Source organism: Pseudomonas sp. TJI-51 (assembly GCF_000190455.2).
In the GTDB taxonomy this organism is placed as follows: Bacteria; Pseudomonadota; Gammaproteobacteria; order Pseudomonadales; family Pseudomonadaceae; genus Aquipseudomonas; species Aquipseudomonas juntendi.
Genome location: NZ_AEWE02000066.1, coordinates 25800 through 42549 on the forward strand (window position 1 = coordinate 25800; position 16750 = coordinate 42549).

Annotated in this window: 15 protein-coding genes and 1 tRNA gene; 3 read left to right on the plus strand and 13 right to left on the minus strand. The window is 59.9% G+C overall.

What is annotated here, in order from left to right; translation table 11 throughout:
• Positions 1 to 110 precede the first annotated feature (110 nt).
• Together G1E_RS15305 and G1E_RS15310 are read left to right on the plus strand one after the other, a co-directional pair.
• The gene (locus G1E_RS15305) at positions 111 to 1589 is read left to right on the plus strand and encodes a methyl-accepting chemotaxis protein (protein WP_009683835.1); all 1479 of its coding nucleotides are present in this window, start codon (positions 111 to 113) and stop codon (positions 1587 to 1589) included.
• Positions 1590 to 1663: 74 nt separating this feature from the next.
• Complete coding sequence (locus G1E_RS15310) at positions 1664 to 2032, plus strand: Mpo1-like protein (RefSeq protein ID WP_009683834.1); 369 nt, start codon at positions 1664 to 1666, stop codon at positions 2030 to 2032.
• A gap of 23 nt (positions 2033 to 2055) precedes the next feature.
• On the opposite strand, the gene G1E_RS15315 is transcribed toward G1E_RS15310, so the two are convergent.
• From G1E_RS15315 to G1E_RS15325, 3 genes are all read right to left on the minus strand, one after another.
• Positions 2056 to 2853, minus strand: coding sequence for an acyl-CoA thioesterase II (locus G1E_RS15315; RefSeq protein WP_009683833.1), 798 nt, complete (start codon positions 2851 to 2853; stop codon positions 2056 to 2058).
• Positions 2854 to 2930: 77 nt separating this feature from the next.
• Positions 2931 to 3710 carry a CHAD domain-containing protein gene (locus tag G1E_RS15320; protein ID WP_047149918.1) on the minus strand — a complete coding sequence of 260 codons (780 nt, stop codon included), beginning with the start codon at positions 3708 to 3710 and terminating at the stop codon, positions 2931 to 2933.
• A gap of 14 nt (positions 3711 to 3724) precedes the next feature.
• Complete coding sequence (locus G1E_RS15325; RefSeq protein ID WP_003259403.1) at positions 3725 to 4003, minus strand: hypothetical protein; 279 nt, start codon at positions 4001 to 4003, stop codon at positions 3725 to 3727.
• A gap of 178 nt (positions 4004 to 4181) precedes the next feature.
• On the opposite strand from G1E_RS15325, the gene G1E_RS15330 reads away from it, so the two are divergent.
• Positions 4182 to 5222, plus strand: a complete 1041-nt coding sequence (locus tag G1E_RS15330; protein WP_009683830.1) for a patatin-like phospholipase family protein — start codon at positions 4182 to 4184, stop codon at positions 5220 to 5222.
• Between the two features lie 66 nt (positions 5223 to 5288).
• Here the strand turns inward: G1E_RS15330 and G1E_RS15335 are convergent, their stop codons facing one another.
• From G1E_RS15335 to G1E_RS15380, 10 genes are all read right to left on the minus strand, one after another.
• Positions 5289 to 7160: a SurA N-terminal domain-containing protein gene (locus G1E_RS15335; RefSeq protein WP_009683829.1), complete on the minus strand. Its 1872-nt coding sequence runs from the start codon at positions 7158 to 7160 to the stop codon at positions 5289 to 5291.
• A 180-nt stretch (positions 7161 to 7340) separates the two neighbouring features.
• Positions 7341 to 7613, minus strand: a complete 273-nt coding sequence (gene hupB / locus G1E_RS15340) for a nucleoid-associated protein HU-beta (protein ID WP_009683828.1) — start codon at positions 7611 to 7613, stop codon at positions 7341 to 7343.
• Positions 7614 to 7765: 152 nt separating this feature from the next.
• Complete coding sequence (gene lon / locus G1E_RS15345; RefSeq protein ID WP_009683827.1) at positions 7766 to 10162, minus strand: endopeptidase La; 2397 nt, start codon at positions 10160 to 10162, stop codon at positions 7766 to 7768.
• Between the two features lie 163 nt (positions 10163 to 10325).
• Positions 10326 to 11609 carry an ATP-dependent Clp protease ATP-binding subunit ClpX gene (gene clpX, locus G1E_RS15350; protein WP_009683826.1) on the minus strand — a complete coding sequence of 428 codons (1284 nt, stop codon included), beginning with the start codon at positions 11607 to 11609 and terminating at the stop codon, positions 10326 to 10328.
• A gap of 108 nt (positions 11610 to 11717) precedes the next feature.
• Entirely contained in the window at positions 11718 to 12359 is a 642-nt protein-coding gene (clpP, locus tag G1E_RS15355) for an ATP-dependent Clp endopeptidase proteolytic subunit ClpP (RefSeq protein ID WP_009683825.1), read from the minus strand.
• A 92-nt stretch (positions 12360 to 12451) separates the two neighbouring features.
• Positions 12452 to 13765, minus strand: coding sequence for a trigger factor (tig, locus tag G1E_RS15360; RefSeq protein ID WP_009683824.1), 1314 nt, complete (start codon positions 13763 to 13765; stop codon positions 12452 to 12454).
• Positions 13766 to 14012: 247 nt separating this feature from the next.
• Positions 14013 to 14312 carry a DUF6388 family protein gene (locus G1E_RS15365; RefSeq protein WP_009683823.1) on the minus strand — a complete coding sequence of 100 codons (300 nt, stop codon included), beginning with the start codon at positions 14310 to 14312 and terminating at the stop codon, positions 14013 to 14015.
• A 196-nt stretch (positions 14313 to 14508) separates the two neighbouring features.
• A tRNA-His gene (locus G1E_RS15370) sits at positions 14509 to 14584 on the minus strand.
• Positions 14585 to 14883: 299 nt separating this feature from the next.
• The gene (locus G1E_RS15375) at positions 14884 to 15966 is read right to left on the minus strand and encodes a site-specific integrase (protein ID WP_009683201.1); all 1083 of its coding nucleotides are present in this window, start codon (positions 15964 to 15966) and stop codon (positions 14884 to 14886) included.
• Positions 15941 to 16297 (minus strand): hypothetical protein, encoded by a 357-nt coding sequence (locus G1E_RS15380; protein WP_009683202.1) that lies wholly within the window; start codon positions 16295 to 16297, stop codon positions 15941 to 15943. Before G1E_RS15380 ends, G1E_RS15375 begins: the two co-directional genes overlap by 26 nt.
• Positions 16298 to 16750: the final 453 nt, after the last annotated feature.

Here is a 16750-nt window from a genome sequence, read left to right on the forward strand (position 1 = left end):
CAACACCGTTGTTTTTTCTTGATACACATCAACAACGGCCCTGGCACGAGCTGGCACAATGATGGCACCTTGCCAATATTGTTTCCGCTCAACTCAGAGAAGACCTGCCCATGGGTGCCTGGCTTAGCAATGTTTCCTTGAAGTACAAATTCTGGGCCGTCAACGCGGTGGCCTTTGTCACGACCTTGCTGCTGGTGGTGTATGCCGTGCACCTGGAGCAACGCGCCCGCGCCGAGGTGGCCCAGGTACAGGCGGTGCAGCAAGCCGAGCTGCTGGCTGTCTGGCCAAGCCAGCAGCCAATACCGCGCCAGGCCAATGTGATCAGCTGGTCAGCCGGGCAAACGCCCACCTTTGCCGGAGAACCGCTCGAGCGCCTGCGCGACGGCCAGGGCTGGGTGGACCTGCCAGGTGCCTGGGTGCTGGGCGACAACCCGCTGCGCGGCGCACAGGTCGTGCGCAGCGGCAATCAGTACATGGCGGTAGTGGCCCCGTCGCCCAGTCTGCGCCAGGTGTTCTTCGAACGCTTCAGCAATTACGCGGTGTGTGTCCTGATTCTGATGCTGGCCATGCTCGCTGCCTCGCAACTGCTCATCCGTTTTCTGCTCAGCCAGCTCAATACCCTCAAGGATGTGATACTGCACGTGGAAAAAACCGGCGACCTGGCAGCCCGTGTGCCACTGGCCTGTGGTGATGAGGTCGGCCAGATGGCCGGTGCCTTCAATGCCATGCAGGCCACCTACCACCGCGTCGTCAGCACCGTCGCCCACACTGCCGCGCAGCTGGACTCGGGCGCTGCGCGCCTGGCCGCCAGCATGAACGATGTGCGCCACGGCATGCTTGGCCAGCAAAGCGAGACCGACCAGGCGGCCACCGCCATCAACCAAATGTCGGCAACCGTGCACCACATCGCCCAGCATGCCGGCGCTACCCGTGACCTGTCCCAAACCGCCGACACCCTGGCCGGCAGCGGCAAAGAGGTGGTAAGCCGGGTCCAGGATTCGATTTCCGGGCTGTCCAGCGGTGTTCAGCAAACCGCCGAGATGATTCGCCAGTTGGCCGATGACAGCCAGAAAATCAACGGGGTCGTCAATGTGATTCACAGCATCGCCGAACAAACCAACCTGCTTGCGCTCAACGCCGCCATCGAAGCCGCACGCGCCGGCGACCTGGGCCGCGGGTTCGCCGTGGTCGCCGATGAGGTGCGCAACCTGGCCAAGCGCGTGCAAACCTCCACTGACGAAATCACCACAATGGTCTCGGCACTGCAGTCGGGTACCCGCGATGCAGTGGAGTTCATGCAGGAAAGCTCGTACAAGGCCGATGATTGCGTGCGCCAGGCTCAGGAAGCCGGTGAAGCCCTGGCCGAGATCACCGGTGCCGTGGCGCAGATGCGCGAGAGCAACACGCAGATTGCCGTGGCAGCCGAGCAACAAAGCCAGGTGGCCGAGGAAATGAACCGCGCGGTGGTGAGCATTCGTGATGTCACCGAGCAGACCGTGCAACAGACGGTGGGCTCGGCCACCACCAGTAGCGAGCTGGCGACCTTGGCTGGGGCGCTCAACAAGGCCATCGGCCAGCTCAAGCTATAGCCACCATAGCCAGCCTCGATTGGCCCCCCTGCGCGGGCAGCACTAAGCTTTGGGCATTGGATGAGGAGATGCCCATGAGTAAACGTCTGCCCAACTTGCCCGCCTGGCAATGGCGCGGCTACCACCATAACCACCGTCACCCGACAAACCTGGTGCTGCACCTGATTGCCGTCCCGTTGTTCATCCTGGGCGCGCTGCTGGTACTGTCGGGCCTATTCGGGCTCGACCTGAGCCAGATCGCGGTGGGTATCATAGCCTTGATTGCCGGCTTGGGCCTGCAGCGCCAGGGGCACCGCCTGGAAGCCCAGCAACCTGAGCCGTTCGCTAACCGCCAGGATGCCGTGCAGCGCCTGTTGACGGAGCAGTTCATCACCTTCCCGCGTTTTGTTTTCAGTGGCGCCTGGCTGAAGGCATGGCGGGAGCGCCACAAGCACCGACGCTGAGCCGATGGTCCGGTGCCGGCTTGTCAGGCGAACACGGTGACAGTCTGCCGGCTCAGCGCCAGCAATTCACCTTGGGCGGTCCACAGTGCTGCTGCCGCATGGCCGTAGCCATCCCGGGCATATTCGGTCTCAACGCAATAGCGGCACCAGTCCTGGGTAGAGACCTTGACCACAGGCTGAATGAACTCGATGGTCCAGGTCAGCGTGCTGCCAGCTGCGGGTTGCTTCAGGAACGGCATCAGGCTCGGCGGCCACGCATCGACCAAGGCAAGCAGGTGCGCCTCGTTGGCGCGTTCGTCGGCGACATCGCGCAAGCGCACCCAACCGCCCATCTTCCTCGACTGATTACCACTGAATGGCAGCCCGCCCACGGCCCAGCGCAAGGCCACATGGCGCATGAATTCCGGCGTGACCCCCTTGATATAGGGCAGCTCCGGAGCCGCCTCTTCGAGCGCCTTCATTTCCGTAGCCGGTAACGCCGGTACCTGCACGACCGAAGGCCGCCCTGCCCCGAAGCTGCCTTGCACCAGCGTCACCACCTGGCCTGCCTGTACCGCGCGGCCAAGCAAGGTGCTGACCGCCTTGCCCTCGCGCAGCACCTCCACCTCGAAGCGGATAGGTACGTCTGCCGCTGCAGGGGCCACGAAGGTGATGGCCAGGGAGCGCGCTGGGCGGTTGTCACACAGCTTGAGGCGCATCGCCTCGTACACAAGGGCCGCCATGAGGCCGCCAAATGCCGCTCGGCCTTGCGCCCAGGTCGGCGGAATGCTGACTGCGTCGGGGTTGGCCCGCACGGCGTCGAGCAGTTGATTGAAATTCATGGACCGGCTCCTGCCTGCGGCGAAAAGGGTGTGCCCATCCTAGCCAGCTAACGCGGGACGAACAGCCCCTATTTCGGTCATTTCCCGGGCTGGCGCCGTGCAATGGCCTTGGCCAGCGCGGCCAAGGTCACATCGGCTCGTTGCTCGGCCTCCTGCAACTGCTGCTGCCAAACGGCTTGGCAAGGTGCCAGGTCGGCGTGGTCGCGCGCCTGTAGCAGCCACTGCAAGCGATCGTGCCAGTCGCCCAGGTCGGCCTGGGCTTTTTTCAGCAGACGCTGCAGTTTCTGGCTGGCATGCTGGAATTGCGGGTAGGCCTCGTCGCCATAGCGCGCACGCTTGATCAACAAACGTAGCCGGTGACGGTCGTGGTTGGGGTCCTGCAAGGCGTGCTGCAGTTTGTGCCACTGCTTGACCAAGCGCTTGTCGACGCGTTTGCCCAATGCCTTGGCCAAGCCTTCGCGGCCCGCTGCGCGCAGGAACAGTGGAAAGGCATCTGCAATCGCCAGCACCCGGGCCAACTGCTGGCTGCGGGCAACGCTGGCGTATGCACTACCGCGGCCTTGCGTGCGGCGTTGCCCAGCTTCGGTGTAACCGCTAGCGATCAGTTGCGCAGCCAATACTTCCTGGTCACGCAAGGGCGTGGTCAGGGCCCCCAGCGCGCTTGCAGCGGCCTCCAGCTGCTCCACCCCTGGCAGCCCCCTCAGTGGCCGCAGCAGGCTGCGTAGCCGCCGTACGGCAATACGCAGGTCATGCAGGGCCTCGCTGTCGGTATCGGCAGCCAGGCGTTCGCGACACGCCAGCAGGCGCACCTGCAAGGCCAGTATCTGGGCAACGACGGAGTCAAGCATGGCAGACATGGAACGCTCCTCGATCAACGCCCGGCGCGGGACTCACGAATGTAGAAGCGCGCCTTCTCGGCTTTGCGCGTGCAGCTTTCATAACCTTCGAACTGCTGCTGGGTTTTAGCACCAGTGAGTAACGACAAAGCCTTGGAATAACTCACGGCGCCGGCAAAGCCTTCGGCCTTGGCCAGGTCAAGCTCCTTCCAGGCGGCATCCAGCTGGGTCGCACAACTTTCTCGGTAGGCCGTCTTGCCTGCGCAGCCGGCAAGGGCCAGAGCAATCAGGGGAAGGCAGATCCAGGCTTTCATCGGTGATACCTCAAGGAAAAAAACGGTGGCATTTCGACGCCCCGGCAGTTCAAAAGTGCCCTGCCCGGCCGGCTTTGCCAAAGCGGTTTTACTACAGTAGCTGCACACAATCTACATTGAAGCAGAGGCAACGATGGGTGCATTGTAGGGGCATGATGGCACTGGCCGGGGAAAGTTGATGAGTAAACGCGTGGCACTGGTACTGGGTTCGGGCGGGGCTCGAGGGTATGCGCACATAGGCGTGATCGAGGAAATCGAGCGCCGGGGTTACGATATCGCCTGCATCGCTGGCTGCTCCATGGGTGCAGTCATCGGTGGCATCTATGCCGCCGGCAAGCTGGACGAGTACCGCAACTGGATCGAGAGCCTCGATTATCTGGATGTGCTGCGCCTGGTGGATGTCAGCTTTCGCCTAGGCGCCATTCGCGGTGACAAGGTATTCGGGCAGATCCGCAAGATCGTCGGCGAGATCAATATCGAGCAACTGCGCATCCCCTACACGGCGGTTGCCGCCGACCTGACCAACCAGCAGGAGATATGGTTTCAGGAGGGCTGCCTGCACCAGGCCATGCGCGCCTCGGCGGCCATCCCCAGCCTGTTTACGCCGGTAATGCAGGGCAACCGCATGCTGGTTGATGGCGGTATCCTGAACCCACTGCCGATCGTGCCGGTGGTGTCCAGCCATTGCGACCTGATCATCGCGGTCAACCTCAACGCCACCAACCAGAAGCAGTACCAGCTGCCCGTGATCGAACGCCCGGCAGCGTTCAAGACGCGCTTCGATGCCTTGCTCAGTTCATTGGGCGCACACTTGCCCTTCCGGCGCAAACCGGCCGAAGAATTGATCCGCATCGAACAGGAAATCGTCGCTGAAGGGCTGGCACAGCCCAACCCATGGCAAAGCGAAGCCGCCAGCCCGGGCACACAGCAGCCGGCGGCTGCGCCAGAGCGCGAAGGCGCGCCGAAGTCGGCTACCGGTTCGTTCATCATCGACAACGTGGGCCCAGCCTCGCTGCTGGACTTGATCAACCAGAGTTTCGAGGTCATGCAGACCTCATTGGCGCAGTACAAGATCGCCGGCTATCCGCCGGATGTGCTGATCAACGTGCCGAAACGGGTATGCCGGTTCTTCGAATTCTACAAGGCGCCCGAGCTGATTGCCCTGGGGCGCGAGATCGCGCGGGACACGCTGGATAATCATGAAGGGGTGAAGCGCTAGGCCGGAGCAGGCAGCAGAAACAGAACGGGCCGCACTAGGCGGCCCGTTCGTCATGCAGCGATCACGTCAGTAACGGGTGATGTCGGCATTGGCTTCCAGCTGCTTGCGGTAGGCCGCGAAGTCTTGCTGGCCGGCACGCGAGGCGAGGTAGCGGCGAATCTGCTGCTTCTCTTCGTCGGTGGCGGTAGTGCCTTCGTTGACGCCCTTGAGCTGCAGCACCACCAGGCTACCGTCACGCAGCACGACGCTGCCATACACCGGCTTGTCCTTGGCTTGCGGTTTCGCCAGGCGGAACAGCGCCTGCAGCTCCTCAGGATCGATGCCTTCCTCACCGCGGGTCACGGCTTCGTGGGTTTTCCAGCCCTGGCCCTCATGCACACTGCCAGCAGCAATGGAACCGTCGCGCAGGCCGGCGATCAGCTTGTCCGCCTTGGCCTTGAGTTCGGCCGTGGCCTTCTCCTTGGCCAGGTGCTGGCGGATATTCTGGGCCACTGCCTCCAGCGGCAGTTGCTCAGGCTTGCGGTGCTCCTTGACGCGCAGTACCACGGTGGTTTCCGGGTCGAGCTCGATGGCGGTACTGTTGGCCCCCTCGTCGAGTACTTCTTCGGAAAACGCAGCCTGCACCACCGAACGGTTGGCAGTAATGCCTTCGCCGCCTTCGCGACCGAATGGTGCAGAGGTGTGGACCTTGAGGTTCAGGTCCTGGGCCGGCTGGGCCAGGTCGGAAGCCTCATAGGCAGCATCCTGCAGCTGCTTGCTGGCATCCACGTAACGCTGCTCGACCAGCGGGGTCTTCAGGTCACGGGTAAGCTTGTCCTTCAGGCTGGCGAAGCTCGGCACCTCTGGCGCCTGTACGCCCAACAGCTTGATCAGGTGGTAACCGAACTGGGTACGCACCGGCGCCGATACCTGGCCATCCTGCAGCTTGTACAGCGCCTCTTCGAAGGCCGGGTCATACACACCCGGGCCGGCGAAACCAAGGTCACCACCGTTGCCGGCCGAACCCGGGTCCTGGGAGAACTCCTTGGCCAGGGTGGCAAAGTTCTCACCCTTGGCCAGGCGCTGCTCGATCTCTTCAGCACGGGCCTTGGCCTGTGCGTCGCTGACCTTGTCGTTCACTTCGATCAGGATGTGCGCCGCGTGGCGTTGCTCGGCGAGGTTGGCGATTTCTTTCTCGTACTGGGCCTTGAGCTCTTCGTCGGTCACCTTGACCTGGTCGAAGTAGGCAGACTTTTTCAGCTCGATGTAGTCGATCACCACCTGGTCAGGCGACATGAACTCCTTGGCGTGCTGGTCGTAGTGCGCCTTGACCTCGGCGTCGCTGACCTTGACCGCGGCCGGGTCGGCCTTGAAGGTCAGGGAGGCGAAGTCGCGGGTCTGCTTCTCGAGGCGGGCGAAGGCATCGACTTGCTGGTCGGTGACGAAGCTGCTACCGGCCAGGCCAGTGCGCAACTGGCCGATGAGCATTTCCTCGGCCAGCATGTCGCGGAACTGCATGCGGCCATAACCCATCTGGCGAATGACCTGGTCGAAGCGGTCGGCGCTGAATTTACCGTCTACCTGGAACTCCGGCGTTTGCAGGATCACCTGATCCAGCGCGGCATCGGAGAAGGCGAACTTGGCGTCCTCAGCCCCCTGCAGCAAGAGCTTGCGGCTGATCAGGCCCTTGAGGGCCTCTTCACGCAGCAGTTTTTCATCCAGCAGCGCTGGGTCGAAGTCCTTGCCCAACTGTTGCATCAGCTGGCGGCGCTGCATGTCGGCCGCCTGGCTCAGCTCGTTCTGGCTGATGGTCTGGCCGTTTACCTTGGCGGCGTCCTGGCTATGTGTGGCGGCCTGAAAAATGGCTTCGAAACCGGTCAACGCCATCAATACGACGATTAGGCCGATGATGGACTTGGCAATCCAACCTTGTGAATTGTCCCTGATATTTTGCAGCATGCGTCCCCCAGAAACGGCTGTACCACTGCGTCGACAACCGCGGAGCGTGGGTAGAATCCTGATAAAAGAAAGGCGCATCCGAGGATGCGCCTTTGCTTAGCAAACGTGTCAGGCGGGAACGTTTGCGCCCCGCCATCAGCGTGCTCGGACCAGGCCTGGCCGGGTCCGGCTGAAGACGACTTAGTTGACGGCGTCTTTCAGGCCTTTGCCTGCCTTGAAACCTGGAACCTTGGCGGCTGCAATCTTGATCGCCTTGCCGGTTTGTGGGTTACGGCCAGTGCGCTCGGCGCGCTCTTTGACCGTGAAGGTTCCGAAGCCAACCAGAACGACGTCGTCGCCTGCTTTCAGGGCACCGGTTACGGAGTCGATCACAGCGTCCAGAGCCTTACCTGCAGCAGCTTTGGAAATGTCAGCCGATACGGCGATAGCGTCAATCAGTTCCGACTTGTTCACTCTAAGTCCCCTTATTTCTCTATTGAGTTTGTTTCTAAGTATGTAATGGAAAGCTTACGAAACGTACGTTGGGAGGCTTGTTGACAATAACGAGCCGCTTTATAGCAAGGCCTCGAAAAAACTGTCAAGGAAAGCCTCCCAGCCAAAAACCACTAATGCGTGCTGATTCTTTCCTTGGCATCGCTGTCGCGCTTCTCTTCTTTCGCGACGATCTCGGGAGCCACATCTGGCAAGGGCTCCGGGGCGTATTGCAGCGCAATTTGCAGGACTTCGTCAATCCATTTGACGGGTTTGATCTGCAGATCCTGTTTGATATTTTCCGGAATTTCCTTCAGATCGCGAACGTTCTCCTCCGGAATGATGACCGTCTTGATACCGCCCCGGTGTGCTGCCAGCAGTTTTTCCTTCAACCCGCCAATTGCCAGCACCTGGCCGCGCAAGGTGATTTCACCCGTCATGGCGACATCAGCGCGCACCGGGATCTGCGTAAGGGCCGAGACCAACGCCGTGCACATGCCGATACCGGCACTCGGGCCGTCTTTCGGTGTGGCCCCTTCGGGCATGTGGATGTGCACGTCGTGCTTCTCGTGGAAGCCGGCGGCTATACCCAGGCTGTGGGCGCGGCTGCGCACCACGGTTTGCGCGGCAGTGATCGATTCGACCATGACATCGCCCAGCGAGCCCGTCTTGATCAGTTGGCCCTTGCCCGGGATAACCACGGCTTCGATGGTCAGCAACTCGCCGCCCACCTGGGTCCAGGCCAGGCCGGTAACCTGGCCGATCTGGTCTTGCTGCTCGGCCAGGCCGTAGCGGAACTTGCGCACGCCCAGCAGGTGCTCCAGCTGCTCGCTGGCCACCTTGACCTTGACCTGCTTCTGCCCGGTATGTTCCTTGACCACTTTACGGCAAACCTTGGCGATCTGCCGCTCCAGGCCACGCACACCGGCCTCACGGGTGTAGAAGCGGATGATGTCGCGAATCGCCGAGACATCGACCTCCAACTCGTCTTTCTTCAAGCCGTTGGCCTTGACCTGCTTGGGCACCAGGTACTTGATGGCGATGTTGATCTTCTCGTCCTCGGTGTACCCCGGCAGGCGGATGATCTCCATGCGGTCCAGCAGCGCCGGTGGAATGTTCATCGAGTTCGAGGTGCACAGGAACATGACGTCCGAGAGGTCGTAGTCGACCTCCAGGTAGTGGTCATTGAAGTTGTGGTTCTGCTCCGGGTCGAGCACTTCGAGCAACGCCGAGGCAGGGTCGCCACGCATGTCGCTGCCCATCTTGTCGATTTCATCGAGCAGGAACAGCGGGTTGCGTACGCCCACCTTGGTCATCTTCTGGATCAGGCGGCCCGGCATCGAACCGATGTAGGTACGACGGTGACCACGGATCTCGGCTTCGTCACGCACCCCGCCCAGTGCCATGCGCACGAACTTGCGGTTGGTGGCGGTGGCGATCGATTCGGCGAGCGAGGTCTTGCCGACGCCGGGTGGACCTACCAGGCACAGCACAGGACCGCGGATTTTCTTCACCCGTTTCTGTACGGCGAGGTACTCGAGGATGCGCTCCTTGACCTCTTCCAGGCCATAATGGTCGGCATCAAGGATTTCCTCGGCCTTGGCCAGGTCCAGGCGGACTTTGCTCTGGGCCTTCCACGGCACCTGCACCAGCCAGTCGAGGTACGAGCGCACCACGGTGGCTTCGGCTGACATGGGCGACATCTGCTTGAGCTTGTTGAGCTCAGCCTGGGCCTTGGTCAAGGCATCCTTGGGCAGGCCGGCAGCTTCGATGCGCTTTTTCAGCTCTTCGACTTCGTTGTGGCCTTCGTCACCATCGCCGAGCTCTTTCTGAATGGCCTTCATCTGCTCATTCAGGTAGTACTCGCGCTGGCTGCGCTCCATCTGCTTCTTGACCCGACCGCGAATGCGCTTTTCCACCTGCAACAGGTCGATTTCGGCATCCAGCAGTGCCAGCACGTGCTCCACGCGGGCGGTGAGGTCGACAATTTCGAGGATTTCCTGCTTCTGCTCGATCTTCAGGGCCATGTGCGCAGCCATGGTATCGACCAGCCGCCCTGGCTCTTCGATGCTGTTCAGCGACGACAGCACTTCGGCAGGGACTTTTTTACCCAGTTGCACATACTGCTCGAACTGCGACAGTAGCGTGCGCACGAAAACTTCCGACTCGCGCTCGGCGGAGTCGGTTTCGTCGATCAGCGAAACTTCGGCACGGATGTGCCCTTCCACTTCGGTGAAGCGCTCGACGGCGCCACGCTGTTCGCCTTCGACCAGCACCTTGACGGTGCCATCAGGCAGCTTCAACAGTTGCAGCACGGTGGCAACAGTACCGACACGGTACAAGGCGTCTTCGCCAGGGTCATCATCGGCTGGGTTTTTCTGGGCCAGCAGGAGGATCTGCTTTTCGCCCGTCATCGCGGCCTCAAGGGCTTCTATGGACTTTTCACGCCCCACAAACAGCGGGATAACCATGTGCGGGTATACAACGACATCGCGCAATGGCAAAAGAGGCAAGTCGAGGGTGGTCTTCATGATTTCGCCTCTACAGCGGCCTTGTGGCCGGAAACCGGTGGAAATGATGCTTGGACCTAATGTGGGGGCAGGCTTGGGAAATTACAAGCATTAGCACAGGAAAAGCATGAAGGGGCCCGTAGGCCCCTTCATGCTTGCAACCACAAACTGGCCTTTGCCTGTATCAGGCGTCTGGCGCAGCCTTGGCTTGCGGCTCAGTGTTCTCGTAGATCATCAGCGGCTGCGAAGTGCCGTCGATGACGCTCTCGTCGATCACCACCTTGCTGACATCCTTCTGCGAAGGAATCTCGTACATGGTGTCGAGCAGCACGCCTTCGAGAATAGAACGCAGGCCACGGGCGCCGGTTTTGCGCTCCAAAGCCCTGCGTGCCACGGCCTTGAGCGCATCGCTGCGGAACTCCAGGTCGACGCTTTCCATCTCGAACAGCTTTGCATACTGCTTGGTGAGGGCGTTCTTCGGCTCGGTGAGGATCTGCACCAATGCAGCCTCGTCCAACTCGTCCAAGGTAGCCAGAACCGGCAGGCGGCCGACGAACTCCGGAATCAGGCCAAACTTGACCAGATCGTCCGGCTCGACCTCACGCAGGGACTCGCCAACCTTCTTGCCCTCTTCCTTGCTACGCACTTCAGCGCCGAAACCAATGCCACCTTTGGTGGAACGGTTCTGGATGACCTTTTCAAGGCCCGAGAACGCGCCACCGCAGATGAACAGGATGTTGCGGGTGTCAACCTGCAGGAACTCCTGTTGCGGGTGCTTGCGCCCCCCTTGCGGCGGTACCGAGGCCACGGTGCCTTCGATCAGCTTCAACAGCGCCTGCTGCACGCCCTCGCCCGAGACGTCACGGGTGATGGACGGGTTGTCCGACTTGCGCGAGATCTTGTCGATTTCGTCGATGTAGACAATGCCCATCTGGGCCTTTTCCACGTCGTAGTCGCACTTCTGCAACAGCTTCTGAATGATGTTCTCGACGTCTTCACCCACATAACCGGCCTCGGTCAGGGTGGTGGCGTCGGCAATGGTGAACGGTACGTTCAACAGGCGTGCCAGGGTTTCGGCGAGCAGGGTCTTGCCCGAGCCAGTAGGCCCGATGAGCAGGATGTTGCTCTTGCCCAGTTCGACTTCGTCACCCTTCTTGTCACGCTGGTTAAGGCGCTTGTAGTGGTTGTACACCGCTACAGCCAGCACCTTTTTCGCGCGCTCCTGACCAATGACGTACTGGTCCAGGATGCCGCTGATTTCTTTCGGCGAAGGCAATTTGTGCGCGCTGCTCTCGGCCTGGGCTTCCTGCACCTCCTCACGGATGATGTCATTGCACAGGTCGACGCACTCGTCGCAGATAAATACCGAGGGCCCGGCAATCAATTTGCGCACTTCGTGCTGGCTTTTGCCGCAGAAGGAGCAATAGAGCAATTTGCCGCTGTCCTCGCCGTTACGGGTGTCAGTCATTCGATCGATCCAATCCGGTAGGCTTGCAACACAAGATGAAGGCAATTGCGGGCTTTTTCAAGTCCGCAGGTGGGCGCTTTGCGCACCCACCTGCTCTGACCCCCCGGTTCAGGAGGCCAGTTGCCGCTTGTCGTAGACCGAGTCGATCAGGCCATACTCGGCTGCGCGCGAGGCGCTCATGAAGTTGTCACGTTCGGTGTCACGCTTGATGGTCTCCAGATCCTGGCCGGTGTGGTAGGCCAGCAACTCGTTCAGGCGCGCCTTGATATTGAGGATTTCCTGGGCATGGATCTCGATATCGGTCGCCTGGCCCTGGAAGCCGCCCAGCGGCTGGTGAATCATCACGCGCGAGTTCGGCAGGCAGTGACGCTTGCCCTTGGCACCTGCGGCCAGCAGGAAGGCGCCCATGCTGCAGGCCTGACCGATGCAGATGGTCGAGACGTCCGGCTTGATGAACTGCATGGTGTCGTAGATCGACATGCCCGCGGTGACGGAGCCGCCCGGGGAGTTGATGTAGAGATGGATATCCTTGTCCGGATTTTCCGCTTCGAGGAACAGCATCTGCGCTACGACCAGGTTGGCCATGTAGTCTTCAACCGGGCCAACCAGGAAAATCACTCGCTCCTTCAACAGGCGCGAATAGATGTCGTACGCACGCTCGCCACGGGCGGACTGCTCGATAACCATCGGGACCAGGCCGCCTGCGGCCTGGATGTCAGAGCTCTGCTGAATATAAGAATTGCGGGACATGTCCTGCGCTCACTCCCAAATAGTCATGGCTTGATAACGCACAAGCCAGCTCGAAGGCTGGCTTGTGGGGTTTTCCTACGAGAGAAAACGTATTACTCAGCTTCGGCAGGTGCCTGGGCTGGTTTTACGGCATCTTCGTACGAGACCGACTTGTCGGTCACAGTAGCTTTCTGCAGAACAGTATCTACAACTTGCTCTTCCAGCACAACCGAACGCACTTCGTTCATTTGCTGGTCGTTCTTGTAGTACCAAGCGATGACCTGCTCAGGCTCCTGGTAAGCCGAAGCCATTTCTTCGATCATCTCGCGAACCTTGGCATCGTCCGGCTTGAGCTCGAACTGCTTGACCACTTCGGCGACGATCAGGCCCAGCACTACGCGGCGCTTGGCTTGTTCTTCGAACAGCTCGGCAGGCAGCTGGTCAGGCTTGATGTTGCCACCGAACTGCTGAACAGCCTGGACGCGCAGACGGTTGATTTCGTTTTCCAGCAGGGCCTTCGGCGCTTCGATCGGGTTGGCGGCCAGCAGACCGTCCATGACCTGGTTCTTCACCTTGGTCTTGATTGCCTGGCGCAGCTCACGCTCCATGTTCTTGCGAACTTCGGCGCGGAAGCCTTCCAGGGTCGATTCCTTGATACCGAACTGGGCGAAGAACTCTTCGTTCAGCTCAGGCAGCACAGGGGCCGAAACGCTGTTGACGGTGATGGTGAACTCGGCGGCTTTGCCGGCCAGGTCCAGGTTCTGGTAGTCCTCTGGGAAGGTCACGTTGACAACGCGCTCTTCGCCAGCCTTGGCGCCCACCAGACCGTCTTCGAAGCCCGGGATCATGCGGCCGGAACCCAGTACCAGCTGGGTGCCTTTGGCAGAGCCACCGGCGAACGCTTCACCGTCGACCTTGCCAACGAAATCGATGTTGACCTGATCGTCGTTCTGCGCGGCGCGCTCGACAGCCTCGAAGCGAGTGTTCTGCTTGCGCAGCACTTCCAGCATGTTGTCCAGGTCCGCGTCGGCCACTTCGGCGCTCAGGCGCTCGACGTTGATCGACTCCAGGCCGGAAACAGTGAACTCCGGGAACACTTCGAAGATGGCGACGAACTCCAGGTCCTTGCCTTTTTCGAACGACTTGGGTTCGACGGATGGGGCACCAGCAGGGTTCAGCTTCTGCTCAACGATGGCCTCATAGAAGGAAGCCTGGACCAGATCACCGAACGCCTCCTGGCGTGCATCGGCTTCGAAGCGCTGACGGATCACGCTCATTGGCACCTTGCCTGGGCGGAAGCCGGCAACCTTGGCGCGCTTGGCAGTCTGTTGCAGACGCTTGTTGACTTCGTTCTCGACGCGCTCGGCCGGAACGGCGATGGTCATGCGGCGCTCGAGAGCGGAAGTGTTTTCAACAGAAACTTGCATGGATATTCCTCGTTGCACAGACGTTAGCCGGCGTTAGCCCGACTCCAGAATCAAGGGCAAGCATTCTAGTGAGTCGCGCGGCAGAAGTCACCCCACACGGGACGACGGGAAACCACGCCGGTCGATTAGCTTTCAAGGCCCGCACGGCGTGCCGCCGGGCCTCCTTCATCAAGAGCGGCACCCTGCCCATGGCGCAGTGCAGCCGTAATAACTTGTCAAACAACTGCCAGTGGCGAATTCGCTGCCTTTATTCAGGGTCGATTTCGTTGAACTGACAGTATTCTTCCCACTCCAGGCCCAGCGCCTCGGCGACCTCGCGGTGCGTTTCAAGGCGCATGGCCCGCAACTGTTCCGGGCTTTCGGCGATCAGTTGCAGCGCCAGCTCCCAGGGCTGCAGCCCCTGCTCCTGGGCCGCATCTTCGAACGCCCACTCGATTTGCTGGGCCTGCTCGCGCGCATCCAGCTCGCGAATCTCCTCGAGCAGCTGCGGGTTGGCGTCGGCAAATCGCTGCAGCGCCAAGGCCTGACGGGCTTCTTTTGCAATCATCGGGCTGTTCCTCTGCCGGCCAACGGGGCCGGCGCTTCAACCGGCTGAAATCTAACAGCTTTTATTGGGCTGCCACCAGAGCATTGCAAGGGGGGAATCACGAAGATTTTGTGCTGAACCGTGCAGTGCCCGCATGACGGAGCAATGAAAACAAAAAAGGCGCCTGATCTCACGACCAAGGCGCCTCTTTAAAATATGGGGTGGACGATGGGAATCGAACCCACGACAACTGGAATCACAATCCAGCGCTCTACCAACTGAGCTACGCCCACCATAGTGCGGTGTTACAGTACAACCTTACAAAAACATGGTGCGGACGAAGAGACTCGAACTCTTACAGCTTGCGCCGCTGGAACCTAAATCTGGTGCCAGAGCTTGGTCTATTCGCGAAACCCTTTAGATACAAGGGCTTGGCGCGCATCTTACACAGGTGGGACACACTATGCAACGCTAAATTCGTGTCCCAAGTGTCCCCATGTGTCCCGGTGTGTCCCGCCCTAATTTGGGTGGGCCCACGGTCGCCGCTCAGGGCCTACTCTGCCCGAGCCACGAATCAGAAAATGTGTCCCAACTAGGCGGTAGTGGCTTCACCATAGTTGAAGAACGTGTCGCGCTCTACCGACTCAAAAGCGGTCGGCTGTGCAGGTGTAGCTTCCAGCGCATTGCGCGCCTGCATTAGATTTTCCGGTGCCAGATGCGCGTACCGGAGAGTCGTGTTGATGTTCTTGTGGCCCATCCAATGCTGGACAGAGGCCAATGGGACGCCACGCTGTACCAGGCGCGAAGCGCAGGTGTGGCGAAGCATGTGAACGATAAACTGCGGGTCTTCTTCCATGCCCATGTAAGCGCGCAGAGTGGCCCACTGGTGACGCAGAGACGAAACGGTGAGCCCTTCAAATGTAGTCAGGTTCATCCGTCTGCGGTGCAGGATGCGCGCCACGCGACTGGTAGCCGGGATGGCACGGGCGTCTCCATTCTTGGTTTGTCCGGCGTACAGGTGGATCATTCCTTCCTGGAAGTCAGGAGCACTGAGCCCGAGGAGTTCAGCACGGCGGAACCCTGTATCGACCGCCACAATGATGAAGTCATGAAGACAGTTGAGCCCCAGGTGCTGGCACGCCTTAAGGACGTTGCCCTCTTCCTCCGTGTTCATCCAGCGGATACGGTGCTTGCCTTCTTTACGGCGGATCATACGCGGCACACTGAGGAGCCAGTTATGGTTCACGGCGGTCTTGAGGACCATAGAAAGAAGCGACAGCTTGCGGTTCACAGTCGAACCTGAGTTGCCCAGGTCTTCAAACTCCAGAACCATTTCAGTGATGGTCTCGGTCGTGATGTCGCTCAGCAGCGTATCGGCCCCTAGTGCTTTCAGCACGTTGCCGCCATTGAGTGTCATCGTTTTTTCAGACTTGCCACCCTTCCACTCCAGTCGGAATGTCAGGTCGTAGGCTTCTTGAAGGGTCTTGCGGGATTTCAGCGGGGAAATGGTGCCGGTGCCTTCGCCACGTACCGCCTTGGGTAGCGCGGCCCTCCTTGCGAGCTCTCTGGCCTCATCGGCCTTCGCCTCTTCCTCTGTGGCGAACGTTTGTCGGTAGCGGTCGTTACGTGACCCAAGCGAGACTAGATACTTATTTCCCTTCCTGTATATGGGCATTTTTGTCCTCAGATTCGAACAAGTTTTCGATGAATTTGCGCCCGGTGTCAGTGAACACCAGTTGCTTCTTACGCCAATCGTTCGGGTCTTCCTTAGCGACCAGGAAGCCCAATCCAGCGTCCGTGCGCCCACCACGCCCGTAGCTCGCAGCGTAGCGGGATGCGACAGCTACACCTACCCCAACCAGGTCGGCCATTTCCGAGATACCTACAGGCTCCTTTTGCTGGGCAAGAGTGAGCAGGTAGATGACTTGCCGGATGGGCATTTTGGGGTCCAGGTCGTGGAACTTCTCAAGTGCCGTGACCAGGCTTGTGATCTGTGCGCTGTCCATGTTTCTTAACTACCACCTTGTTGAAAACCAAGTGAAGGCCTAAGAGCCAGATATGATTCTCACAGATGGAAAAGTAATAGTCAAGGAATATTCCCGAACGCGAATATGTTTCGAGGAAGAATTCCCATCCGAACAATGTCAAAAACACGCCTTTGGATCCTTTTGATGAGCCAGTGGCGGATAATTGTCACAAATGGAAAGGTATTGTTCAAGCGACATTTGCCACGCTAACGAATTCTCTTTCAAGAGACCTTATCACGGTCAAAATCGAAAAATCCGAGGAGTCTACGCCTGACGCAGCTCACGCGAAACAGCTGTACTGTAAATTCATACAGCCCGCAGCTAAGGAGAAAAATTCTTCCGGAGACTACCTCGGTTGCTACACGGACGATTTGGGGAGATCGGAGCAAATCAGGGAACGAATCCGTCCTGATGAGTGCGATCCATGAACCC